At 68.1% G+C, this 24526-nt stretch carries 15 protein-coding genes; all 15 read right to left on the reverse strand.

All coding sequences use genetic code 11. The features are described 5' to 3' along the window. Positions 1–19: 19 nt before the first annotated feature. The 15 genes from VDQ83_RS02150 to VDQ83_RS02220 all read right to left on the reverse strand — a co-directional run bounded on the left by VDQ83_RS02150 (position 20) and on the right by VDQ83_RS02220 (position 24044). Complete coding sequence (locus VDQ83_RS02150) at positions 20–2662, reverse strand: sensor domain-containing protein (protein WP_455433699.1); 2643 nt, start codon at positions 2660–2662, stop codon at positions 20–22. 185 nt (positions 2663–2847) lie between these two features. Continuing rightward, entirely contained in the window at positions 2848–3924 is a 1077-nt protein-coding gene (locus VDQ83_RS02155) for a protein-glutamate methylesterase/protein-glutamine glutaminase (protein ID WP_309915652.1), read from the reverse strand. Further along, positions 3921–4523, reverse strand: coding sequence for a chemoreceptor glutamine deamidase CheD (gene cheD, locus VDQ83_RS02160; protein ID WP_263398213.1), 603 nt, complete (start codon positions 4521–4523; stop codon positions 3921–3923). The genes VDQ83_RS02155 and cheD overlap by 4 nt, the downstream gene beginning before the upstream one ends. Further along, positions 4520–5386: a CheR family methyltransferase gene (locus tag VDQ83_RS02165; protein ID WP_263398214.1), complete on the reverse strand. Its 867-nt coding sequence runs from the start codon at positions 5384–5386 to the stop codon at positions 4520–4522. Before VDQ83_RS02165 ends, cheD begins: the two co-directional genes overlap by 4 nt. Positions 5387–5476: 90 nt before the next feature. After that, positions 5477–7723 (reverse strand): methyl-accepting chemotaxis protein, encoded by a 2247-nt coding sequence (locus VDQ83_RS02170; protein WP_455433700.1) that lies wholly within the window; start codon positions 7721–7723, stop codon positions 5477–5479. A 55-nt stretch (positions 7724–7778) separates the two neighbouring features. After that, positions 7779–8348 carry an MCP four helix bundle domain-containing protein gene (locus VDQ83_RS02175; RefSeq protein ID WP_455433701.1) on the reverse strand — a complete coding sequence of 190 codons (570 nt, stop codon included), beginning with the start codon at positions 8346–8348 and terminating at the stop codon, positions 7779–7781. Between the two features lie 169 nt (positions 8349–8517). Beyond that, positions 8518–10785, reverse strand: coding sequence for a methyl-accepting chemotaxis protein (locus tag VDQ83_RS02180; RefSeq protein WP_455433702.1), 2268 nt, complete (start codon positions 10783–10785; stop codon positions 8518–8520). A gap of 179 nt (positions 10786–10964) precedes the next feature. Beyond that, positions 10965–13352, reverse strand: a complete 2388-nt coding sequence (locus tag VDQ83_RS02185) for a methyl-accepting chemotaxis protein (protein ID WP_455433703.1) — start codon at positions 13350–13352, stop codon at positions 10965–10967. A 100-nt stretch (positions 13353–13452) separates the two neighbouring features. Beyond that, positions 13453–13833 (reverse strand): hypothetical protein, encoded by a 381-nt coding sequence (locus tag VDQ83_RS02190; RefSeq protein ID WP_309915673.1) that lies wholly within the window; start codon positions 13831–13833, stop codon positions 13453–13455. A 183-nt stretch (positions 13834–14016) separates the two neighbouring features. Then, entirely contained in the window at positions 14017–14508 is a 492-nt protein-coding gene (locus VDQ83_RS02195; protein WP_206258023.1) for a chemotaxis protein CheW, read from the reverse strand. 258 nt (positions 14509–14766) lie between these two features. Next, a complete protein-coding gene (locus VDQ83_RS02200) occupies positions 14767–15549 on the reverse strand; it encodes a flagellar brake protein (protein ID WP_455433704.1) in 783 nt (260 codons plus the stop codon). Positions 15550–15610: 61 nt separating this feature from the next. Continuing rightward, on the reverse strand, positions 15611–17818 hold the full coding sequence (locus tag VDQ83_RS02205; RefSeq protein ID WP_455433705.1) for a methyl-accepting chemotaxis protein: 2208 nt from the start codon (positions 17816–17818) through the stop codon (positions 15611–15613). Continuing rightward, complete coding sequence (locus VDQ83_RS02210; RefSeq protein ID WP_455433706.1) at positions 17815–18315, reverse strand: hypothetical protein; 501 nt, start codon at positions 18313–18315, stop codon at positions 17815–17817. Before VDQ83_RS02210 ends, VDQ83_RS02205 begins: the two co-directional genes overlap by 4 nt. Before the next feature lie 419 nt (positions 18316–18734). After that, a complete protein-coding gene (locus tag VDQ83_RS02215; protein WP_455433707.1) occupies positions 18735–21335 on the reverse strand; it encodes a methyl-accepting chemotaxis protein in 2601 nt (866 codons plus the stop codon). A gap of 471 nt (positions 21336–21806) precedes the next feature. Next, positions 21807–24044 carry a methyl-accepting chemotaxis protein gene (locus VDQ83_RS02220; RefSeq protein WP_455433708.1) on the reverse strand — a complete coding sequence of 746 codons (2238 nt, stop codon included), beginning with the start codon at positions 24042–24044 and terminating at the stop codon, positions 21807–21809. Between the last annotated feature and the right edge of the window lie 482 nt (positions 24045–24526).

Here is a 24526-nt window from a genome sequence, read left to right on the forward strand (position 1 = left end):
ATATCTGTGCCGCAACCCGCTATGGCGTGGCGCCGCCGGAGCCGGCCGGCGGTGTCCGCGCACCTGCGCCGGCCAGGTGCGCGTCGAGCCAGCGTTCCAGGGTCGCTCCCGGCAACGCCGGGGCGAACAGGAAACCCTGCAGCACGTCGCAGCCGAGCGCGGCCAGGAACGCCCGCTGCGCCTCGGTCTCGACGCCTTCGGCGACGGTATGCAGGCGCAGGCTCTCGCCGATGCGCAGCACCGAGGTGGTCAACGCGCGTGCGGTCTCGCTGTGTTCCAGGTCGCGCACGAAGCTCATGTCCAGCTTGAGTTCGTTGACCGGCAACTGGTGCAGGTGGCTGAGGCTGGAATAGCCGGTGCCGAAATCGTCCAGCGACAGGCGCACGCCGCTGGCTTGCAGTTGACGCAGATTGGCCAGCACCGCCGGTGCGTTGGACAGCATGACGCTCTCGGTCATCTCCAGCGCCAGGTCGCTGGGCGCCAGCGCATGCGCGCTCAGCATCTGCGCCACGCGCGCGGGCAACTGCGCGTCGGCGAAGTTGCTGGCCGACAGGTTGACCGCCACGCGCGGCACCGGCACGCCGCGCAGGCGCCAGTCGGCCATCTGCCGGCAGGCCTGGCGCAGCACCCAGTGGCCGAGTTCGTCGATCAGCCCGCATTCCTCGGCCATCGGCACGAAGCGCCCCGGCGAGATATCGCCCAGGTGCGGGTGCTGCCAGCGCAACAGCGCTTCCACACCGTACAGCGCGTACGGCGGCTGGCTGCGCAGTTGCGGCTGGTAGTGCAGTTGCAGCTGGTCGCGGCGCAGCGCTTCGCGCAGCGCGGTCTCCATCGCCACGCGTTCCTGCGCCATGCGGTTCATGTCGGCGCTGAAGAAGCGGAAGCTGCCGCCGCCTTCGTTCTTGGCCCGGTACATGGCCAGGTCGGCATGGCGCAGCAGGGTCTCGATGTCGCGGCCGTCGTCGGGGAACATCGCCACGCCGATGCTGGCGCCCGGGTGCAGAGTCACATGTCCGACCACCAGCGGCTCGGCCAGCGCCAGCAACAGGCGCTCGGCCACCCCGGCCGCCTGCTCGGCGCCGCATTGCGGCAGCATCAGCACGAACTCGTCGCCGGCCTGGCGGCCGATCAGGTCGGCCGCGCCCAGGGTCTCGCCCAGGCGCCGGGCGATGTCGCGCAGCAGGCCGTCGCCGGAGGCGTGGCCCTGGGTCTCGTTGACCCGCTTGAAGCGGTCGATGTCGACGAACAGGATCGCCACCGGAAACTCGTGGTACTCGGCGGCGGCCAGCGCCTGCTCGGCGCGGGCGCTGAACATCACCCGGTTGGGCAGGCCGGTCAACGAATCGTAGAACGCCAGTTGGTGCACGCGCGCCTTGGTCTGCTCGCGCTCCAGCGCCAGCGCGCACAGGTGCAGGCACAGCTCGATCAGCCGCAGGTGCCAGGCCGGCGGCTCGCACACCTCGCGGTAGTACAGCGCGAAGCTGCCGAGCACGCGCCCGCCGCTGGACTTGATCGGGCTGGCCACGCAGCTGCGCAGGCCCAACTGCGCCATCAGCGCACGATGGTCGGCGAACACCGGGTCGGTGCCGGTGTCGTGCACCAGTACCTGCTTGCCGCGCCAGATCGCGGTGCCGCAGGCGCCGGCGGCGGGGCCGATGCGCAGGCCCTCGACCGCCGCGTTGAACGAGGTCGGCAGGCTCGGCGAGGCCAGCGGGTGCAGCAGTCCATCGCCATCGACGCTGATGATCGAAGCGATCACCTGCGGGGCGATGCGCTCGACTTCGTTGCAGATCAGCGCGGCCACGTCGACCAGCGGCTGTTCGCGGACCAGCGCATCGAGCACGTTCTTGTGCAGGATCTCGTGCATCTTGCTGTGGGTGATGTCGGTGAACGACAGCACGTAATGCTGGATGCCGCCGTCCTCGTCGGCGATCGGATTGGCCACGATCGTGGTCCACAGCGGCGAGCCGTCCTTGCGATAGACCAGCAGATCGGCCTGGTGGCCCTGGCCGCCGACCACGCGCTCGCGGATCTGCCGGACCACCTGCATGTCGGTGCCGGGGCCAGGCAGCACCTTGCTCGGCAGGCGCCCGCGCACGTCGGCGGCGGCATAGCCGAACATCTGCACGAAGCCGGCGTTGACGTAGAGGATGGTCAGCTGCGGGTCGCAGACCACGATCGCGTTGTCGCTGCGGTCCAGCGCCAGCGACAGCAGCCGCATCTTGGCGTCGCGCCCGCGTTCGGCGCTGATGTCGCGCACGAACACCACGTGCAGCGGCCCGTGATCCTGCGGCACCGTGGTCGCGCTCACCGCCACCCAGCGCTGCATGCCGTCGTTGCCGGGCAGCTGCAGTTCGTGGCTGTCGCCGGGCGTGCGGGTGCCTTGCTGCAGGCAGCGGGCCAGGAAGCCCACCCGCGTGTCGTCGCTCACCAGTTCGCCGAGCGAACGCCCCAGCACCTGGGCCTGGGACAGGCCCCACAGCGCTTCGGCCGTGCGGTTGAAGGCGAGGATGCGCGCGTCGGCGTCGATCACCACCACGCCGTCGGGCGCCTGCTGCAGGCAGTTCAGCAGCGCCTGCTCGGACAGGGCCAGCGCGCCCGGGACCGACGCCGCGCCGGCGCCGCTGGATGCGATCGGTGTGCGGCCGCGCTGGTGCGGCATGGCGTCAGCGCCCGCTCGCGCGACGTGTGGCGGGCTGGGCGGCGCGCACGGCACGCCGAGGGGGCGTACGCGGACGCGCATGGGACGGTGTCATCGCTGACTCGCTGATCGACATAGGTTCCCCTCGTTGTTGCTTGCCCGCACGTCCAGGTACGCGTGGCCCCACCCAGTCGCGTCGACAGAGCCTAGCGCGCCTGGCTGGACAACGCGATCAGGCGCTCGGCGATGCGGTCCAGCGGCAGCACTTCCTGTGCGGCGCCGAGCCGGAACGCGGTGCCGGGCATGCCCCAGACTACGCTGGTGGCCTCGTCCTGCACCAGCGTGCTGGCGCCGGCCTGCAGCATTTCCAGCAGGCCGCGCGCGCCGTCGTCGCCCATACCGGTCAGTACTGCGCCGATCGCGTTGGCGCCGGCGTTGCGCGCCACCGACTGGAACAGCACGTCCACCGCCGGCTTGTGCCGGTTGACCGGCGGGCCGTCGTCGATCTTGCAGCGCCAGCGCGCACCGTCGCGGACCACCTGCAGGTGCTTGCCGCCGGGCGGCAGGTAGGCGTGGCCGGGCAGGATCGCTTCGCCTTCGCTGGCCTCGCGCACCGCCATCGCCGAATGCCGGTTGAGACGGTCGGCGAAGGCGGTGCTGAAGCCGGCGGGCAGATGCTGGGTCATCACCACCGCCGGCGCGTCGGCCGGCATGCCTTCCAGCACCACGCGCAGCGCCTCGGTGCCGCCGGCGGAGGCGCCGATCGCGATCAGCCGGTCGGTGGTGCGGAACTTCAGCGTGGACGCGGCGCTGGGCAGCACCACGTTGCCGCCGGGCCGCGGCGCGGCGGCCGGACGGTCGAGCGCGCGGACCTTGGCCTTGGCCGCGGCCTTGACCTTGCCGACGATTTCCTCGGCGTATTCCTCCAGGCCGCGCGCCACGTCCAGCTTGGGCTTGGAGATGAAGTCGACCGCGCCCAGCGCCAGCGCCTGCAGGGTGGTGTCGGCGCCGCGTTCGGTCAGCGAGGAGATCATCACCACCGGCGTGGGCCGCAGCCGCATCAGGTTTTCCAGGAACGCCAGGCCGTCCATGCGCGGCATTTCCACGTCCAGGGTGATCACGTCCGGATTCAGCCGCTTGATCTTCTCGCGGGCCAGGATCGGATCGGCGGCCGAGCCGACCACCTCGATGCCGGGCGCGCGCGACAGGATCTCGGTCAGCATCTGCCGCACGACCGCCGAGTCGTCCACGATCAGCACGCGGCAAGGATTTTCTGCAGTCATTCGAACAACTCCACGGCGCCGGTGACCGGCGCTTTGGCGAGACGGGCACGTACCGCCGATTCGGCGGCGGCGACTTCGGCTTCCTCGTGCGCGTGCGGCAGGCGCTGCACGACCACGCGGCCGGTGGTGGGAAAGAACCAGATCTTGCGCGGATGGATGCCGCGCAGGTCTTCGGCCAGCACCGGGATGTGTTCGGCCTTGAGGTAGTTCAGCACGAACTCGGCGTTGCGGGTGCCGACCGGATTGTTGGTGAAGCCCCTGAGCACGTTGCCGCCGCCGAACACCTTGGCTTCCAGGCGGCCGCGGCTGGCGCCGCGCTTGAGCAGGTCGTTGATCAGCACTTCCATCGCGTAGCTGCCGTAGCGCGCCGGCGCGCCGTCGCCGGCCTGGCCGTCGGGCAGCATGAAGTGGTTCATGCCGCCGATCTTCAGCAGCGGATCGCGGATGCAGGCGGCCACGCACGAGCCGAGGATGGTGGTCAGCGCGGTGTCGTCGTCCACCACCAGGTACTGGGTCGGCAGCAGCTTGGCCGCGACCGTCTGGAAGCGGGTGTCGTGGTAGCGCATCACCTGATCCGCGACCATCGTGGCGGCACTCATGCGCGTGCCTTGGCGGCGCGTCGGTACAGGGTGCGGCCGCAGGGCTGGATCAGGTCGGCCGCATGCAGGTAGTTCTCCGAATGGCCGGTGTAGAGCATGCCTTCGTCGTCCAGGTGCGGGATCAGCCGCGACAGGATGCCGCGCTGGGTCGGCTTGTCGAAATAGATCATCACGTTGCGGCAGAACAGCGCCAGGTACGGGCCGCTGACGTCGTAGCGCGGTTCCAGCAGGTTCAACTGGCGGAACTCGAGCAGGTCGCGCAGCGCCGGCAGCACCCGGCACTGGCCTTCGTTGGCGCCGCTGCCGCGCTGGAAGTACTTGCGCTTGAGCGCCGGATCCAGGCTGGAGATGCGGTCGACCGCGTACACGCCGCGCGAGGCGGTGGCCAGCACCTGGGTATCCACGTCAGTGGCCAGGATCCGCACCGGCGGGGTCAGCGTGCCGAACGCCTCGCAGGCGGTGATCGCCAGCGAATAGGGCTCCTCGCCGGTGGAGGCGGCGCAGGACCAGATCTTCACCGGCGCCGAGGCGGCATGCTTCTGCAGTTCCTCGCGCAGGCGCTCGAAGTGGTGCGGCTCGCGGAAGAACGAGGTCAGGTTGGTGGTCAGCGCGTTGGTGAAGGCTTCCCACTCGTCGCCGCCGTCGCGCTCCAGCCAGTCCAGGTATTCGCGGAACGAGCGCAGGCCCAGCGTGCGCAGGCGCCGCGACAGGCGGCCATAGACCATGTCGCGCTTGGCCGGCGCCAGCGCGATGCCCGCCTTCTGGTAGATCAGGTCGCAGACCCGCTTGAAATCGCGATCGCTGAATTCGAAGTCGCGATTGTCGGAACCGGGATGGGGCAGGGAGGACGTTGGAGTGGCCATGGCTCGCAGCGGTGATCGGTCTAACGGGTTATCGGCCGGCGCCGAGCGAAATTGACGCCGGAAGGAGGCGCGGCCTGCGCCGCCGCGGTATCAGAACTCCTGCCACTGGCCTTCGGCGGCGGTGGCGCTCGCCGCACTGCGCTGGCGCGGCGCCGGACGCGGCGCGGGCGCCGCCGGCCTGGGCTTGGCCCGCAGCGGTGCCGCCAGCGCGGCAGGCGCGGCAGGTGCCGGCGCGCTGGCATGCGGATCCAGCTTGAACTCGGCGACGGTGGCGCTGAGCTGGTTGGCCTGGGTCTGCAGCGTGCGTGCGGCGGCGGTGGCTTCCTCGACCAGGGCGGCGTTCTGCTGGGTGGCCTCGTCCATCTGGGTGACGGTCTGGTTGACCTGCTCGATGCCGGCGGACTGCTCCTGCGAGGCGGCGGAGATCTCGCCCATGATGTCGGTCACGCGCTGCACCGAGGTCACGATCTCCTGCATGGTCTGGCCGGCCTTGCCGACCAGCGCCGAGCCTTCGCTGACCCGGGTGACCGACTCGTCGATCAGGCCCTTGATCTCCTTGGCCGCGCCGGCCGAGCGCTGGGCGAGGGTGCGCACCTCGCTGGCGACCACCGCGAAGCCGCGGCCCTGTTCGCCGGCACGCGCCGCTTCCACCGCGGCGTTGAGCGCCAGGATATTGGTTTGGAACGCGATGCCGTCGATCACCGAGATGATGTCGGCGATCTTCTTCGAGGAGGTCTCGATGCCGCTCATCGTGGTCACCACCTGGCTCACCACGTCGCCGCCCTGCGAGGCGACGGCCGCGGCGCCCACCGCGAGCTGGTTGGCCTGGCGTGCGTGCTCGGCGTTCTGCTTCACGGTGGAGGTCAGTTCCTCCATCGAGGCGGCGGTTTCCTCCAGGCTGGCGGCCTGCTGTTCGGTGCGCCGCGACAGGTCGTCGTTGCCGGCGGCGATTTCCGACGAGGCGACGTTGATGCTGGCGGCTGCGGTCTGGATGCGGCCGACGATGCCGGCCAGCTGCTCGGCGGTGGCATTGGCGTCGTCGCGCATCCGGGCGAACACGCCCTGGAACTCGCCGCGCATGCGCACGCTCAGATCGCCGGCGGCGATGGCCTGCAGCAGCTGCGACAGCTCGCCGAGCGTGTGGTCGCTGACTTCCATCATCGCGTTGAGGTTCTGCACCATCGCGCGGAAGTCGTACTGGAAATGCGTGGCGTCGCCGCGGGCGCTGAAGTCGCCGGCGGCGGCGGCTTCGGCCAGCTGCTTGACCTGCACGTTCATCGCCATCAGGTTGGCCTTGGCCGTGTCCATCGCTTCGGTCAGCACCGCCTTCTCGCCGGGCAGGCGGTCCATGTCCTCGGTCAGGTCGCCGATCGCATAGCGCTGGATGATCTGCACCAGGCGCAGTTTCACCGCCACGTGCGAGGCGACCAGGTCGTTGGTGGCCTTGACCATCTGTCCGTAGTCGCCGGGGAAGGCGCTCTCGTCCATGCGATAGCTGATCGTGCCCTGTTCATGGCGCTGCGCCATCTGGTTCTGCGCGTCGATCACCTCGCGGATGCGGGCGCGCATGTCCAGCATGTCGCCCATCAGCTGGCCGATCTCGTCGTTGGAACGCGTGCGCACGGCGCTGTCCAGTTCGCCGCTGGCGATGGCCCGCGACAATTGCCGCGCCGCCTCGAGCTGTCGCGCGATGCCGCGCGCGATCAGCCAGCCGATGCCGGCCGCGGCGGCGATGGTCAGCGCGAGCAGGGCCACGATCAACAGCTTGGTCCGCGCCAGCTGTGCGTTGATGGTGTCCATTTCCTGGTTCAGTTGCGCGACGTTGTAGTCGGTCAGCGCCACGATGCGCTCGAACAGCTCGCGCCGCTGCGGCCGCGACTGCTTGTCGGAGATGGCCTGCGCGCCGACAACGTCGCCGGCACGCAACGCATCGCCCATCAGGCTGTTGCTGTGCAGATACCCGTCCAGCTTTTCCTTGACCCCGGCATACATCTGCGCCTGCTGCTTCTCCTGCATCACCCGTTCGATGATGGCCTGGTTCTTCGCCACTTCGGTGCGTACCTTCTGCATGCGCTTGAAATAGTCGGCCACCGCCTCCGGGTCGCCGGCACGTGCGATCTGCGCCAGTTCGTAGGTGCGGAACTCGCCGAGCTGCGCGCGGACTTCGGCCAGCGCCTGGGTGGCCGGCACCCAGTCGGCCTCGATGCGCCGCAGTTCGGTCATCGCCAGGGTGGTGCGCGAATAGGTGAAGACGCCCAGGACCACGGTCAGCAGCGTGGTCAGGGCGAATGCGAAGATCAGCTTGTCGCGGATTTTCAGTTGCTTGAAGAAGTTCATGACGTTTCCGTGCAGACGGTTGTCGAAGAAATGACGATGTTGGAGCGACGGCCGGTCAGCGCGTGGCGTAGGCGCGCGCCGCGGCGTCCGTGTCCGATGCGCGCCGGGCGTTGATGCGGTCCAGCTCCAACAGATCGGCGAACAGCGCCCGGCGCAGCGGCAGCAGCTGCTGCGTGGACAACTCGCTGGCGCGGTCGCGGTCGCCGGCATGCACTGCGGCGCTGAGCTGCCGATGCACTTGCAGGTAGGCGTCCAGTTCGGCCTGGACCTGGGCGAAGCGGCGGCGCTCCTCGCCGCTGGGCACGGTGGCGGTGTACAGCGCCAGCTGCCGGCGTGCGCCGCGCAGCGCCTGCGCGATGCGCCGGTCGTAGTCGGCCACGTCCGCGGCATTGCCGGTCGCGGCGACCAGCGACAGCTGGTACAGCCGCAGTTCCGCCAGCTGCGCACGCAGTTCGCGCAAGGCCATGGCCGACGGCGCCTGCCGGGTCTGCAGGCGCAGCAGGTGCTCGCGCGAGGCATCCAGCGTGCGCGAGCCCTGCTGCGCCACGCCGATCACCAGGGCGCAGCCGAGGAGGCACAGCAGCGAGGCGAGCAGGGACGATTTCAGATCGATATAGCGTGGCATCTCAAGCTCCCGAAGCGGCGGCGGTGACGACAGGGACGCAACGGTGCATTGCATTCCAGCGGCGTGATTCAGATATCGACGGCCAAGCGCATCGCTTGAGCCGTTGGGTCCAGCGCGTCCATGCAATTGGGATGCCAATGCGGTCCCCAGCCTTGGGGGCCGTCACGATTCAGAACGTGGCCCAGTCGGTTTCGGCCGTCGCACGCGAGGCCGCCGCCGGCACCGCGGGCCGGGCCGGCTTGGCCGCGGTGGGTCGCGACGGGGCAGGCCGCGAGGCGGCATGGGCCGGTGCGGCCGCCGCGGCACGGACCGGCGCGGCCGCGCCGGGGGCACCGCCGAGCCGGAACACGGCCGCAGCCTCGCCCAGCCGGCGCGCTTCTTCCTCCAGCGCCCGCGCCGATGCGCTGGCTTCCTCGACCAGGGCCGCGTTCTGCTGGGTAGCCTCGTCCATCTGGGTGACGGTCTGGTTGACCTGCTCGATGCCGGCGGACTGTTCCTGCGAGGCGGCCGAGATCTCGCCCATGATGTCGGTGACGCGCTGCACCGAGGCCACGATCTCCTGCATGGTCTGGCCGGCCTTGCCGACCAGCACCGAGCCTTCGCTGACGCGGGTGACCGATTCGTCGATCAGGCCCTTGATCTCCTTGGCGGCACCGGCAGAGCGCTGGGCGAGGGTACGCACCTCGCTGGCGACAACCGCGAAACCGCGGCCCTGTTCGCCGGCACGGGCCGCTTCCACCGCGGCGTTGAGCGCCAAAATATTGGTCTGGAACGCGATGCCGTCGATGACGCTGATGATGTCGGCGATCTTCTTGGAGGAGGTCTCGATGCCGCTCATCGTGGTCACCACCTGGCTCACCACGGCGCCGCCCTGCGAGGCCACCGCCGCGGCGCCGACTGCCAGCTGATTGGCCTGGCGCGCGTGCTCGGCGTTCTGCTTGACGGTGGAGGTCAACTCTTCCATCGAGGCGGCGGTTTCTTCCAGGCTGGCCGCCTGCTGTTCGGTGCGGCGCGACAGGTCGTCGTTGCCGGCGGCGATCTCGGTGGTCGCGGTATTGATGCTCAGCGCCGCGGTCTGGATGCGGCCGACGATATCGGCGAGCTGATCGGCGGTGGCGTTGGCGTCGTCGCGCATCTTGGCGAACACGCCGTTGAACTCGCCCTGCATGCGTACGCCCAGGTCGCCGGCGGCGATGGCCTGCAGCAGGGTGGACAGCTGGCCCAGATTGCGGTCGCTGACCTCCATCATCGCGTTGAGGTCCTGCACCATCAGCCGGAAATCGTGCTGGAAGTGCGCCGCATCGCCGCGGGCGCTGAAGTCGCCGGCGGCCGCCGCCGCGGCCAGGCGCTTGATCTCGGTGTTGATCGCCAGCAGGCTGGCCTTGGCCGCGTCCATCGATTCGTGCAGCACCGCACGGCTGCCGGGCAGGCGCCGCGCGTCGCGGCGCAGGTCGCCGTTGGCGTACTCGTTGAGCACCGCGATCGCATCGACGATCGCGTCCAGGTGCTCGAACATCATCGTGTTGATGCCCTGGCTCAGCTCGCCGTACACGCCGGGGAAGTCCTGCGGCATGCGATGGGTCATGTCCTTGTCCGCATGCAGCAGCGCCATCTTCGCCGTCTCGCTGGAGAAACGCTCCAGCATCTGGATCATCTCGCCGGTGGCGCGCAGCATCTGCCCGGTCTCGTCGCGTCCGGGATTGTCGATGCGTACGCTGAGATCGCCCCTGGACACCGCGCGGATTGCCTGCAGCGTGCGCGCGACCGGCACCAGCACCGAGCTGCCGATCAGCCAGTTGATGCCGAAGGTGATCAGCACCAGCACGCCGCCGGCCACGGTCATCACGCCGGTGAACAGCAGCGCCTGCGCCTGCACGTCGTCCATGTACACGCCGGTGCCGATGACCCAGTTCCAGGGCTTGAACGGCGCGTTGTAGGACACCTTCTCGACCGGCTCCTCGTTGCCGGGCTTGGGCCACAGATAGTCCACATAGCCGCCGCCGGCCGCCGCCGCGGTGACGAACTGGCGGAAGATCGGCTTGCCGTCGGCGCTCAGCACGCCGCCGAGGTCCTTGCCGACCAGGTCGTGGCGGGTCGGGTGCATCAGCATGGTCGGGCGCATGTCGTGCACGTAGAAATAGTCCACGCCGTCGCGGGCGCGCATCGATTCGAGCGTGGCCAGCGCGGTGCGCTGCGCGTCGGCCAGCGGCATCTGCCCGGCCTCGGCTTTGGCCGCATAGGCCTGCACCACGCCCAGCGCCAGTTCGATCTGGCTCTTCAGCGCCTGCTCGCGGGTGTTGCGGATATCCACGTATTGCATCCGCGCGGCGATGATCGCCAGCAGGACGATGCCGCTTCCCAGCAGCAGGGTCTGCCAGACGAACTTGCGGCGCAGCGGCAGATCCGACAGGCGGGCAACGAGCGAGGTGTACGACATGGAGGTAGGCCTTCGGATTGTCTCGAAAGTCTTAGCGGCGCAGATGTCACAAAGTTGAGACATGCACGGCCCGAGTCCTGAACGCGCTGGCCGACCGATATCGCGACACGCTGCGCAAAAAAAATCCCCGGCGCGAGGCCGGGGATCGGGAAGTGCCGGAAGCTGCCGTCGCCGGCGCCTCAGAACTCCTGCCAGTCCGAATCGGCCAGCGCCGGCTCGGACTTCTTGCTGCGCGCGGCCGGGGCCGGCTTGCTCGACGCCACCGCGACCGGCTTTTTCGCCGCCGGGCGGATCGGGTGCACCTGCGCCGGTGCCTGCTTGGCCACCGGTGCGCCGAGCGCAGACTGCTCCAGGCGGAAGATCGAGACCGCCTCGGTCAGCTGTCCTGCCTGCTCTTCCATCGAGCGCGCCGCCGCGGTGGCTTCTTCCACCAGCGCCGCGTTCTGCTGGGTGGTTTCGTCCATCTGGGTGACGGTCTGGTTGACCTGCTCGATGCCGGCCGACTGTTCCTGCGATGCCGCCGCGATCTCGCTCATGATGTCGGTGACGCGCTGCACCGAGGACACGATCTCCTGCATGGTCTGGCCCGCCTGGCGCACCAGCGCCGAGCCGTTGGCGACCTGGCCGACCGACGCATCGATCAGGCCCTTGATCTCCTTGGCGGCGTTGGCCGAGCGCTGGGCGAGGGTACGCACCTCGCTGGCGACCACCGCAAAACCACGACCCTGTTCGCCGGCACGGGCCGCTTCCACCGCGGCGTTGAGCGCCAGGATGTTGGTCTGGAAGGCGATGCCGTCGATCACAGAGATGATGTCGGCGATCTTCTTGGAGGACGTCTCGATGCCGCTCATCGTGGTCACCACCTTGCCGACTACCTCGCCGCCTTGCGAGGCCACCGCCGCGGCGCCGACCGCCAGCTGGTTGGCCTGGCGTGCGTGTTCGGCGTTCTGCTTCACCGTGGAGGTCAGCTCTTCCATCGACGCGGCGGTCTCTTCCAGGTTGGCGGCCTGCTGCTCGGTGCGCCGCGACAGGTCGTCGTTGCCCGAGGCGATTTCGCCGGCGGAGGCGTTGATCGAGAGCGCGGCGTGCTGGATGCGGCCGACGATCCCGGCCAGCTGCTCGGCGGTGGCGTTGGCGTCGTCGCGCATGGTCGCGAACACGCCGTGGAACTCGCCGTGCATGCGCGCGGTCAGGTCGCCTTGCGACAGCGCGGTCAGCAGCTTGGAGACTTCGCCGATGCTGTCGCCGTTGGCCTGCAGCAGGCCGTTGAGCTGTTGCGCCAGCTGCAGGAAGAAGCCGTGCTTGCCGTCGGTGGCCACGCGTCCGGACAGGTCGCCGTCGGCGGCGGCCTGCACGATCCTGGCCACTTCCTCTTCGACCTGGGCCTCGACGGTGCGGTCGCGCGATTCGCAGACGAACCCGACATGGCTGCCGTGCGCGTCGCGAATGCTGGAGATGATCTGCGCGATGCGCGCATGGCCGTAGGCCATCTCGCGCTCGGCGGTGCCCTGCTTCTCGATCGCGGCCACGGTGCGGCTGTCGATCAGATTGCCGTGTTCCAGCACCGTCAGCGAGGAGCCGACCAGCGGCATGCTCGAGTCGAAGGCCGGGGCGACGCTGTGGATCTGGTCGGCGTACTTGTCGACGATGCCCTGCATCGACGGGTTCGCGTAGACGATGTTGTAGTCCAGGTCGGCGATGAACATGCCGGTGGAGGAGTTGTCCAGCGCGGTGCGGATGCGCAGGTTCTCGGCGGCCACCGCCGCGTCGCGCTCGGTGCGCTCGCGCAGGTCCTGCTGCATGCGCTTGAGCGCCTGCAGCAGTTCGCCGACCTCGTCCTTGCCGCTGGCGTCGATATGGCCGTCGAGCTTGCCGCCGGCGACTTCGTTGGCCACCTTGACCGCGCTGCCCACGCTGCCGGCCAGCATCCGCCCGAACAGCCATGCCATGCCCACCGCGCCACCGATGCCGATCAGCAGGCAGACCAGCAGCGTGGCCGAAGCCTTGCCGTAGGTGCCGTGGGCTTTTGCCGCAGCGACCTTGGCCTGGCGGTCGTTCTCGGCGATCAGCTCGATCACGTCGGCGACCACCTTGTTGTGCAGGGTGCGGGTCTCGCCGGTGAAGGTGTCGATCGCGTCGTCGTGCAGTTCCAACTGCAGCATCTCTTCCACGGACTGGTAGGAGGCGCTGGCCTTCTTCCAGTCGGCGACGGTGCGCTGGTAGATCGCGCGCTCCTTGTCGCTGGCGATCAGTTGCGGGTAGTTGGCCAGGATCCCGTCGAGCTGCTTCTTCAGCGCGATCCGGCGGATTTCCGATTCCTTCTTCACCGCTTCGCTGCTGCGGATCAGGCTCTGGTAGGCGGTGTTGCGGTACTCGCCGAGGATGCCGCGCATCTCGCCGCCGGTGCGCACACCTGGCACCACTTGGCTGGAGACATTGTCGGCCACGCCGTTGAGCGAATGCAGGCCGTTGTAGGCCGCCAGCCCCTGGATCAGCATGATGACGAGCACGAGACCGAACGCCAGCATCAGCTTCGGCATCAGCTTCAGATTCTTTATCCACTGCATGAACGCATTTCCCCTTGGTTCGACGACGGCGGCGAAGGATCAGAAAGCAAAAAGCGCCGCCGTGCCGGAAGCAATGGCTCCGGCGCGGCGACGCTTCGTCTTACTTGATCGTGGCCAGCTTCAGGCTGGACGGCGCGCTGACCTGGATCTCGGCGCGCGAGCTGTCGCGTTCGATCTTGCCGAGCACGCACACGTCCTTGCCTTCCAGGCTTTCCGGCGCGAAGCCGAACTTGCCGCGGTCGGCGCCGGCGATGCGCGCGGAGAAGGTGTGGCGCGGGAACATGCCGCCCATGTACAGGAAGGTCGGCTCGCCTTCGGAGTTCTGCGCGTACTTGGCCTTTTCGACCTTGCCGCAGACCATGCCGTCCTTGCCGACGAAGCGCGACGCCATCTCCGGCGGGATCATCTGCTGCGATTGGGCGAAGGCGCTCGGGCTGGCGGCAAGCAGCAGGACCAGCAGCAGGGGGAAGTTCGGCTTCATGGGGGACAACTCCTTTAGGGTGGGCAAATGGGTCGGCCCGGTGCTGCGTCGGGCCACGTATCAGCTATCGGCGTGGTAACGACGAACTTGATCGTTGCAAGTGATAAGCAGTTCGCATTTCCGAAAAAAAACCCGCCGGTGAGCGGCGGGTCAGGGAAGTGCGTTCAGTGCGGCGGCGAAGGCTCAGGCGGCTTCGTCGACGTGCGCCTGCTGGCTCAGGTCGGCGCTGTCCAGCAGCGTCTCGATGTCCAGCAGGATCAGCATCTTGTCGTCCTGGGTGCCGATGCCGGAGATGAAGCGGGTGTCCACCGCGGCGCCGAACTCGGGCGTCGGCCGGATCTGCTCCTCGTTCAGCGGGATTACGTCGGAGACGCTGTCCACGACGATGCCGACCACGCGGTCCTCGACATTGAGCACGATCATCACGGTGAAGGCGTCGTAGCGCGCTTCCTTCAGGCGCAGCTTCAGGCGCAGGTCGATCACCGGCACGATGGTGCCGCGCAGGTTGATCACGCCCTTGATGTATTCCGGAGCGTCCGGCACCCGGGTGACCGAGTCGTAACCGCGGATTTCCTGCACTTTCAGGATATCGACGCCGTAGTGCTCTTCGCCGAGGGTGAAGCTGAGGAATTCGCCGCCGGTGGCACCGGAGGCAGAGGTGTTCTTGTCGTTCATCGTGTGCTCCTGGTGCGCACGGAATTGCGGAGGGATGGCGGGAAGCGGGAAATGCGGCTCTTGCACTAGATCGGCGTGGCGCGGCGGAACTTTAGTGGTCCTGCAACCGTCCCGACCGGCCTGGGTGTTCGATGCGGACGACATGGCCTGTAGGAGCGGCTGCAGCCGCGACTGGGCCTTACCGGTACTTTCCGGTCGCGGCTGAAGCCGCTCCTACAGGGGGTGCCGGGTGCGGTCAGGGCTAGGTCGAAGCGCTCCTCAGGACAGCACGCCGCTCTTGCGGGCGCTGCGCTGGCGTTCGATGCGGAAGATGTAGCGCTGGATCGCCGCATCGGCGCCGCGCGGCAGGTCGGCGAAGCGCAGTCCCACCCGCAGCGTGTCCTGGCCGTTGGCCAGCTTGTGCGGATGCAGGTTGCACACCTGCAGGGTCAGCGGGATCGCATCGGCGTCGGGCAGTTGCAGCACGCAGTGCGGGTAGCTCTGCTGGCTCTGCGGCAATGGCTGGCCGGGCAACAGCGCCACCGCCACGCCACCGGCGCTGATGTCGATGATCCGCAGCACCAGCTCGGCCGGCGGGCTGGCATCGTTCAGCCGCAGGACGCACATCGGCGATTCGGTGATCGGCGTCTCCAGGCGGAAATGCTCGCGGCGCTGCAGGTAGTACAGCGCGTCGGGCAACGGCGCGCGGAAGCCGGAAACCTCGTCGCTGCGGACCAGTTCCAGGTCGGCGATGCGGAAGCGCAGGCGGACCTTGTCCAGCTGCGCGAAACACAGCAGGTACTCGGCCTGCTCGGTCAGGCGGTTGTTGGCTTCGTTGACGCTCAGGTCCAGCAGCAAGGAGTGCTCGTCCACTTCCAGCAATGCGGTCGAGAACGCGTGGTCGCGGCCGCCCGGATGCGCGCTGACCTGCGAGCGCTGGTTGATCAGCGATTGCAGCAACTGCCGGATCTGCCGCGCGTTGGTCAGCAGGAAGCGGTCGTCCTGTTCCGTCGCCTCGTGCGGAGACGGCGTGGTGGAGTCGCTGGGAATGCCTTCGGCCATAGTGGGCAATGAGGAGGATGGAATGGGATGGAACGATGCGTTTCCGCCCCGTCCCACGATCCTATCGGCCGTGTCCGGCTTTTTTGTAGCCTGGATGTAATGTGGCGACGTTGCCGCCCGCGCCGCCCTGCGGATGCCGCTCCAGGGTGAACGAGGCGACCGCCCGCGCCAGCTCGCCGGCCTGGCCTTCCATCGTGCGGGCATTGGCGGTGGCTTCCTCGACCAGGGCGGCGTTCTGCTGGGTGGCCTCGTCCATCTGGGTGACGGTCTGGTTGACCTGCTCGATGCCGGCGGACTGCTCCTGCGAGGCGGCGGAGATCTCGCCCATGATGTCGGTCACGCGTTGCACCGAGGCCACGATCTCCTGCATGGTGCGGCCGGCCTGGTCGACCAGCGCCGAGCCTTCGGCGACGCGGCCGACCGACTCGTCGATCAGGCCCTTGATCTCCTTGGCCGCGCCGGCCGAGCGCTGGGCCAGGGTGCGCACCTCGCTGGCGACCACCGCGAAGCCGCGGCCCTGTTCGCCGGCACGCGCCGCTTCCACCGCGGCGTTCAAGGCGAGGATGTTGGTCTGGAAGGCGATGCCGTCGATGACCGAGATGATGTCGGCGATCTTCTTCGAGGAGGTCTCGATGCCGCTCATCGTGGCCACCACCTGGCTCACCACGTTGCCGCCCTGCGAGGCGACCGAGGCCGCGCCGACCGCCAGCTGGTTGGCCTGGCGCGCATGCTCGGCGTTCTGCTTGACCGTGGAGGTCAGCTCCTCCATCGACGCGGCGGTCTCTTCCAGGCTGGCGGCCTGTTGCTCGGTGCGCCGCGACAGGTCGTCGTTGCCGGCGGCGATCTCGCCGGCGGCGGTATTGATCGCATCGGAGGCGCCCTGGATCTGGCGCACGATCGTCGCCAGCTGTTCGGCGGTGGTGTTGGCGTGTTCCTTCATGCCGGCGTAGACGCCTTGCAGGTCGGCGTCGATGCGGGTGGACAGGTTGCCCTCGGCCAGCGCCTGCAGCATGTGCTGGATATGCGCCAGGCCGGAGGCGCTGGCTTCCAGCATGGCATTGATCTGTTCGGCCAACAGCAACAGGAAGCCGTGCTTGTTGTCCAGGCGCACGCGGCCGTCGAGGTCGCCGGCGACCGCGCCGCGCACGATGCCGGCGATTTCCTCTTCCACCGCCACTTCATCGGTGCGGTCGGCCCATTCGACGACGAAGCCGAGGCGGTTGCCGTCGCCATCCAGCACCGGGTTGACGATCAGGCGCATGGTGCGCCCGCCCACCCGGATCTGCGCGGTATGGGTCTGCTGCAGCGACGCCAGCAGCTTGGCCTGGTGCTCGGGCCGCTTGTGGAAGATGTCGATGTTGCGCGTCAGCAGGTCGTTGGCATCGAAGCCGGGAAGGTCGCGGCGCAGGTCGTCCTGCGCGGCCAGCAGCATGCGCGCCAGCGGCTTGTTGACGTAGACGATGTTGCGGTCGGCGTCGGCGATCATCACGTTGGTGGTGACGTTTTCCAGCGCGCTGCGGATGCGAAGGTTATCGCGATGGGCTTCCGCCTCCTGTTCGCGGCCGCTCAGCAACTGCTCGCTGGCCACCACCAGGGTATGGGCGATCGAGCCTTCCGGCAGCGCCAGGCCGCGGATCGAGGCCGGCAGCGGTTGCTGGCGGGCGATGGCGCGCGCCAGCAGCGACAGGTCGCGCGGATCGTGGCCGACGTCCAGCAGCTGCCTGCGCATCTGCACGGCCATCGCCACCAAGATGCCGGCTTCGGCCATCACATAGCCCGCGTGGATGGCCAGGATGTCGATCCCGGCGCCAGCGGCGAACGCACGCAGCGGCAGGCCGCGATGCTGCAGCCAGAAGAACAGCAGGTGGTGGACGGCGATGGCTGCGGAGGCGACCACGATCGGCCGCCAGTCGCGGTAGTACAGCAGCAAGGCGATCAGCACGATCACGCCGAAGTGGACTTCGGTCATGCCGCCGGCCTGCTGGATCAGCACCGCGGCCAGCACCATCAGGCCCAGCGCCACGGTGCAGCGGCTCAGCAACGTGCCGGGATAGAGCTTCACCTGCAGGGCGATGACCGCCAGGGTCGGCAGCGTCACCGCCAGCCACGGCGTCCACACGCCCTGGCGCCAGGCGACGGCGAGGCTGACGACGCCGACGACCGCGGCCACCGCCAGGAACAGCCGGTCGGCCTCCGCGGCCAGTTTTTGCAGATACACGTAGCGCTCGTTGCCTACGAGGAAGCTTCCCTGGGTGTTCGATGCGCTCATGCGGATAATTCCTTGGGGCATGCACAGTGGGTAAAGAGGACCAGCGGCGACGCATCGCCGGCCGCGAGCAGACGCGGGACCAGCGAGGCGGCGGGGATGGCGTCGCCGCAGCCTTCGATTTGCGACGGTCCGGCGTAGACCAGGCGATCGTCGGCGCCGAACACGATCAGCGCATACGGCAAGGCCTTGGGTGCTGGCCTGTCGCTCAGGTCGATACTGAGCAGGCCGGGCGGCGCAGACGCCAGTGCGCGCGGCTTGCAGCCGCATCCGGTCACGCGCAACTGGAACGCCACGGCCTGGCCGCGCGGCGGCATGGAAGACACGAATGCCTGCAATTGCCGGCGGATATCCTCGGCGCTGGCGGTGGCCGGCGGCTTGCCGAGGAACGCCAGGCTGGCCGCCGCCCACGCCGCCCACAAGGCGAGCAACAGCGCACCGACGGGGAGGGACGATGAACGGGGAGAATTTCCTCCGGCGGTGGTGGCGTCGTCGTACATGGCATTCGGGCAGGCGATGCGCCGACATTCACCGGCTCTTCACGTTATCGACGGGAAGGGGTGGGGCTTTAGGATCGATGACGCTTTCGAGGCAAATGCGTTCCCTGCCTGCGCATACGAGCAAGGAACGCCAGGAATCTCATGGCGATAAGCGACAGGGTCGAAGACAGTCGGTCGTGCCCTGGATCTATGCATTCGATGCTGGCGCAGCGCCCAGATTTGCGCGCAGCTTGGGCGGGGCGGCAGCCTGCAGGTGCCGCTATGCGCGGGGATCTCCGATTCCATGCTGGAGGCCGTGAACGGCGTTGGCGCTATGCCATTGCGTCCGGTCCGCCCACCGCGGTTGCCGCGGTGGCGCAAACGACATCGGCCGCGAATGCTCCGCGGCCGATGCTGTCAGCATACTGGCATGGCGCCCGTCAGAACTCGTGCCACTGCGACTCGGCCATGGCTCCGCCACCGTGGCCGGCGCGCGCCGGCTGCGGCTTGCGCTTGATCGCCGCTGCCGGTGCGCTCGCCGGCGCCTTGGACAGCGGGGCGGGGCGGGGCCGCTGCGACGGCGCGGCAGGCGCGGCAGGGGCGGCATCGATCTTAAACAGGGCGACGGTTTCGGTGAGCTGCCCGGCCTGTTCTTCCATCGAGCGCGCGGCCGCGGTGGCTTCCTCGACCAGCGCGGCGTTCTGCTGGGTGGCCTCGTCCATCTGGGTGACGGTCTGGTTGACCTGCTCGATGCCGGCGTACTGTTCCTGCGAAGCGGCGGAGATCTCGCCCATGATGTCGGTCACGCGCTGCACCGAGGACACGATCTCCTGCATGGTCTGGCCGGCCTTGCCGACCAGCGCCGAGCCTTCGCTGACCCGGGTCACCGACTCGTCGATCAGGCCCTTGATCTCCTTGGCCGCGCCGGCCGAGCGCTGGGCCAGGGTACGCACTTCAGAGGCGACCACGGCGAAACCGCGGCCCTGCTCGCCGGCACGCGCCGCTTCCACCGCGGCGTTCAGGGCCAGGATGTTGGTCTGGAAGGCGATGCCGTCGATGACCGAGATGATGTCGGCGATTTTCTTCGAGGAGGTCTCGATGCCGCCCATCGTGCTCACCACCTGGGCGACCACGTCGCCACCTTGCGAAGCGACCGCCGCGGCGCCGACCGCGAGCTGATTTGCCTGGCGCGCATGCTCGGCGTTCTGCTTGACGGTGGAAGTCAGTTCCTCCATCGAGGCGGCGGTTTCTTCCAGGCTCGCCGCCTGCTGCTCGGTGCGCCGCGACAGGTCGTCGTTGCCGGTGGCGATCTCGCTGGACGCGGCATTGATGCTGACTGCCGCGGTCTGGATGCGGCCGACGATGTCGGCCAGTTGCGCGGTGGTGGCATTGGCGTCGTCGCGCATGGTCGCGAACACGCCATGAAACTCGCCGCGCATGCGTGCGGTCAGGTCGCCGGCGGCGATGGCCTGCAGCAGCTTGGACAGCGCGTCGAGGTTGCCATCGGCGGTCGCCATTAGCTGGTTGAGGCTGTCGACCATGGCGCGGAAGTCGTACTGGAAGCGCTGCGCATCGCCGCGCACGCTGAAGTCGCCGGCGGCCGCGGCGGTGGCCAACTGGCCGATCTCGCGGTTCATCGCGGTCAGGTTCTGCTTGACGGTGTCCATGGTTTCGGTCAGCACGGCTTTTTCGCCGGGCAGGCGGTCCATGTCCTCGCTGAGGTCGCCGATCGCGTACCGACCTGCGATTTGCGCCAGACGCAGCGTGACCGCGATATGCGCCGCGGCCAGCGCATTGCTGTCGCGGATCATGCGCCTGTACTCGCCGGGAAAAGCGCTTTCGTCCATGCGGTAGCTGATCTGGCCGGCGTCGTGGCGCTGCGCCATCTCGACCTGCGCCGACAGCACATGCTGTAGCTGCTGCTGCATCTGTCGCATGTTTTCCAGCAATTGACCGCTTTCGTCGCGGCTGGAAACCACGATCGCCGTGTCCAGGCGTCCCTGCGCAATCTGCGCGGCGGCGTCGGCGGCACGGCGTACGTTGCGGGTCAATGCCGACAGGGTATGCACACACAAGGCCATGATCAGCAGTGTCAGCAGGCTCAGTCCGGCGATCGTCCGCCACATCGCGCTGCGTGCGTCCGCCAGGTGCCGCGCCGACTGGCGCTGGAGGGCCTGCAGCGAGGTCGTGCTCAGCGATTGCAGCGCCTGGCCCCAATCGTCAAGCGCGCGGTTCCAGTGCCGGTCGGCATCGGGCGCGCCGCTGTCCAGCGCGGCGGACAGTTGCAGCAAGGCCTGGTCGGCGCGGCCCGCCTCGCCGGCGACGGCCTGGGCCAGCGCCGGATCCGCTTGCTCAAGCAGGCCGATCGCTTTTTCCAGTTCGTTGCGCAGCCGGGCATGGTCGCGCGCGATCTGCGCGATCTGCTCGCGCAGCACCGGTGTCTGCGCAGCGGCCTGGGACGGATCGGCGGCCGCGTCCAGGCGCGTCAGTGCCTCGCTGGTATCGGGGCCGTAGATCAGGCTGGCCACGACCAGGTGGTAGCTCTCCACATAGGGGGTATAGACCAGTTGGCTGTCGTCGCGCATCGCATCCAATGCGGCAGAAGCCTGCTCGGCGACAGCGCCGCTGTCGCCCTGCGCGTCGGTCAGCGCCTGACGCAGGCGCGCCAGCGCCTTGGCGCTGTTTTCGAAGCCGGGCAACGTGGCGACGTTTCGTTGCAGATCGGTCAGGGCGCGGTCCGCGCGCCGCGCCGACGCTGCGGCGGCAGCCCCGGTTTCGACGCGTTGCGCCTGCAGCGCAGCCAGCAGCGACAACATTTCGTGCAGTGGTGCATAGCTGCGCAGTTCGTTGCGGCTGATGCCGACGCTTTCGTCGAGCTTGTCGCTGTAGAGCAACACCGGGATCACCAGCCCGAGCAGGGCGAGGATGCCGATGATGCTGAGCTTCCTGGCGATGGCCAGATCGTGCCAGCCACGCAGCAGCCGGCGCGGTCCGGTGGAGGGAAGGGGATGGCCGGAAGCTGTATGGATGGACGGGGTCATGGAAAATCTCTGAGCGTCATCGTGGATGACGGATCAGGCGGTCCGTGACTGCAGGCGTCGAGCATCCGCTGCCGGCCGTTGCAGAACGGCCGCCAATGGCAGCATGACAGACGGTCCCAGCGCGGTCGGAAGATGTCCCATGGCGATGGCGGCCTGCGTAACGTTTTGGAAGTAAGGCTTTAGCGGCACGCCTGCGGGATTGCTGAAGCGTTGCCGATGTACGCGCCAGCCGGCGATCGACTGTCGCCTGAGCGTGATGGGGGCATTACAGCGTGCTTGCGTTATCGCCACTGGCGCAATGCCCGCCCGGCGCGGCAGGCGCTTTAGCCCGCAACCGCAACCCGCAATTGGCAACCGGCAGCGTGGCTGCCGGCATTCGCATGATCGGTGTGTTTGCGCGGAGGAGAAGCGGCCAAGCTGCGGCCGCCTCAACACGATCGCCATGCCCGAGTCGGCTTGGCGACGGCTGGCTTAGAACTCGTGCCAGCTGGTGTCGCCGCCGGTGCTGGCCACGCGCTTGGGCGGAGCGCTGCGCACGGCGCGGGTCGCCGCCGCCACCTGCGCCTTGACCACGGCGACCACCGCCGGAGCGTTGGCCGCCTGGCGCCGGCTCGCGCTCGCGGGAGCATCGTCGATCTTGAACACCGCGACAGTCTCGGTGAGCTGGCGTGCCTGCTCTTCCATCGAGCGTGCGGCCGCGGTGGCTTCCTCGACCAGGGCGGCGTTCTGCTGGGTGGCCTCGTCCATCTGGGTCACGGTCTGGTTGACCTGCTCGATGCCGGCGTACTGCTCCTGCGAGGCGGCGGAGATCTCGCCCATGATGTCGGTGACGCGCTGGACCGAGGACACGATCTCGGTCATGGTCTGGCCCGCCTGGCGCACCAGCGCCGAGCCGTTGGACACCTGGCTCACCGAGTCGTCGATCAGGCTCTTGATTTCCTTGGCCGCGTTGGCCGAGCGCTGGGCCAGCGTCCGCACCTCGCTGGCGACCACGGCGAAGCCGCGGCCCTGTTCGCCCGCACGCGCCGCTTCCACGGCGGCATTCAAGGCCAGGATATTGGTCTGGAAGGCGATGCCGTCGATGACCGAGATGATGTCGGCGATCTTCTTCGAAGAGGTCTCGATGCCGCTCATCGTGGTCACCACCTGGCCGACCACCTCGCCACCCTGCGAAGCCACCGAGGCCGCGCCGACCGCGAGCTGGTTGGCCTGACGCGCGTGTTCGGCATTCTGCTTGACGGTGGAGGTCAGCTCTTCCATCGAGGCGGCGGTTTCTTCCAGGCTCGCCGCCTGCTGCTCGGTGCGGCGCGACAGGTCGTCGTTGCCGGTGGCGATCTCGCTGGAGGCGCTGTTGATGCTCAGTGCGGCGGTCTGGATGCGACCGACGATGGCCGCCAGCTGCTCCGAGGTGGCGTTGGCGTCGTCGCGCATCTTGGCGAACACGCCCTGGAACTCGCCGTTCATGCGCGCGGTCAGGTCGCCGGCAGCGATGGCCTGCAGCAGCGTGGATAAGGATTCCAGGTTGCCGTCGGCGGTGGCCATCAGCTGGTTGAGGCTGTCGACCATGGCGCGGAAGTCGTACTGGAAGCGCTGCGCATCGCCGCGCACGCTGAAGTCGCCGGCGGCCGCGGCGGTGGCCAGCTGGCCGATCTCGCGGTTCATCGCGGTCAGATTCTGCTTGACCGTGTCCATGGTCTCGGTCAACACCGCTTTCTCACCGGGCAGGCGGTCCATGTCGTCGTTGAAATCGCCGATCGCGTAGCGGCCCATGATCTGCGCCAGGCGCATCTTGACCGCGATGTGCGAAGCGGCCAGTTCGTTGCTGTCGTGGACCATGCGGCCGTATTCGCCGGGGAACGCCTTGGCGTCCATGCGATAGCTGATCTGGCCGGCATCATGGCGCTTGGCCATCTCGGTCTGCGCCGCCATGACCGCCTGCAACTGACCCTGCATCTTGTCCATGCTGATCAGCAGCCGGCCGGTCTCGTCGCGCGACTGGGTATCGATGGCGTTGTCGAGCTTGCCCGAGGCGATGGCATCGGCGACCGTGATGGCCTGGCCCAGGCGCTTGAGCAACTGGCGGCGGATCAGCAGGCCCATGCCCACGGCGACCAGGATCGCGATCAGGCTGCCGATCAACACCGACCACTTGCCGCGCGCACGCACCGCCTCCAGCTCCGCGGCGCGCTTGGTCAGCAATACACGTTCTTCGTTGGAGAACTCGCCGATCGTGGAGCGGATGCCCGCCATCGCGGCGCGGTCGCGGCCTTCCAGGAACATCGGCACCACCTGCTCGGCACTGGTGGCGGTTTCGCGCAGTGCGATGGCGTCCCTCTCGGCTGCCAGCAGCTGCTGGTAGGCCTTTTCCAGTGCGACCAGACGCCGCTGTTGCTCGGGATTGTCCGCGGTCAGTTGCTTGGCTTCGGCGTAGCTCTTTTCGAAGCCCACTTGGCCATTGCTGAAAGGCTGCAGATGCTTCTTGTCGCCGGACAGCAGGTAGCCGCGCGTACCGGTCTCGATATTCAGGGCGTTCGCCTGCATCGCTTCGCCGGTCGCCAGCACCTGGAAGGTATGCTCGTTGATGCCCATCGCACTGTTCAATTTGAACTGGCTGCTGAGGCTGATGGCACCCACGATGAGCATGACCAGCACCACGGCGCCAAAGCCGAGCGCGAGCTGGGTGGAGATAGTGAGGTTCTTTGATTTCATTTTGGCTGTACCGGTCAGGTGAACGACGATCGAACTGTGAAAGTAAGTGCAGTGCCGGCGGCAGCGGCCAGGCAGGAAAAGCGGTCCACGCGGCGCTGAGCCGGCAGACGTGAAGCACACACAGGTAGAAGTCGTTGGCGCTGTTCACCTAGCCGCAAGCGGTGTCGATGCGTCGGGCAGCGACCGCCTAACGAGGGCAGGCCAAAACTTTAGTAGTATTTTCTAGACAAATTCTCGTACTGAGACTTTAGCGGCAATCGCCGGCCGGACTTTAGTGCGCCAACGGGAAAAAGTTCGGTCCACGATAGCGATCCCAGAATCGCCCCCAGCGCGCGAGGCCATGGTTTTTATGCGGCGCGCGCGAATGATTCTCATGCCTTGATCCGGCAATGGGCGATGCTGGCGGACGCCCGAGGTCTATGCGCTCGGCGCGATGCAGCGATGTTAAGGATGCCGATCTCTTCCGGAGCCATCGTCCATGC

It is taken from the genome of Xanthomonas sp. WHRI 7945, assembly GCF_035026585.1.

Coding starts and splice junctions, on each gene's coding strand:
- VDQ83_RS02175 (WP_455433701.1), bottom strand. CDS start 8,348: ATGCCACGCTATATCGATCTGAAATCGTCCCTGCTCGCCTCGCTGCTG.
- VDQ83_RS02185 (WP_455433703.1), bottom strand. CDS start 13,352: ATGCAGTGGATAAAGAATCTGAAGCTGATGCCGAAGCTGATGCTGGCG.
- VDQ83_RS02165 (WP_263398214.1), bottom strand. CDS start 5,386: ATGGCCACTCCAACGTCCTCCCTGCCCCATCCCGGTTCCGACAATCGC.
- VDQ83_RS02200 (WP_455433704.1), bottom strand. CDS start 15,549: ATGGCCGAAGGCATTCCCAGCGACTCCACCACGCCGTCTCCGCACGAG.
- VDQ83_RS02155 (WP_309915652.1), bottom strand. CDS start 3,924: ATGACTGCAGAAAATCCTTGCCGCGTGCTGATCGTGGACGACTCGGCG.
- VDQ83_RS02220 (WP_455433708.1), bottom strand. CDS start 24,044: ATGAAATCAAAGAACCTCACTATCTCCACCCAGCTCGCGCTCGGCTTT.
- VDQ83_RS02190 (WP_309915673.1), bottom strand. CDS start 13,833: ATGAAGCCGAACTTCCCCCTGCTGCTGGTCCTGCTGCTTGCCGCCAGC.
- VDQ83_RS02205 (WP_455433705.1), bottom strand. CDS start 17,818: ATGAGCGCATCGAACACCCAGGGAAGCTTCCTCGTAGGCAACGAGCGC.
- VDQ83_RS02150 (WP_455433699.1), bottom strand. CDS start 2,662: ATGCCGCACCAGCGCGGCCGCACACCGATCGCATCCAGCGGCGCCGGC.
- VDQ83_RS02180 (WP_455433702.1), bottom strand. CDS start 10,785: ATGTCGTACACCTCGCTCGTTGCCCGCCTGTCGGATCTGCCGCTGCGC.
- VDQ83_RS02170 (WP_455433700.1), bottom strand. CDS start 7,723: ATGAACTTCTTCAAGCAACTGAAAATCCGCGACAAGCTGATCTTCGCA.
- VDQ83_RS02215 (WP_455433707.1), bottom strand. CDS start 21,335: ATGACCCCGTCCATCCATACAGCTTCCGGCCATCCCCTTCCCTCCACC.
- VDQ83_RS02210 (WP_455433706.1), bottom strand. CDS start 18,315: ATGTACGACGACGCCACCACCGCCGGAGGAAATTCTCCCCGTTCATCG.
- VDQ83_RS02195 (WP_206258023.1), bottom strand. CDS start 14,508: ATGAACGACAAGAACACCTCTGCCTCCGGTGCCACCGGCGGCGAATTC.
- cheD (WP_263398213.1), bottom strand. CDS start 4,523: ATGAGTGCCGCCACGATGGTCGCGGATCAGGTGATGCGCTACCACGAC.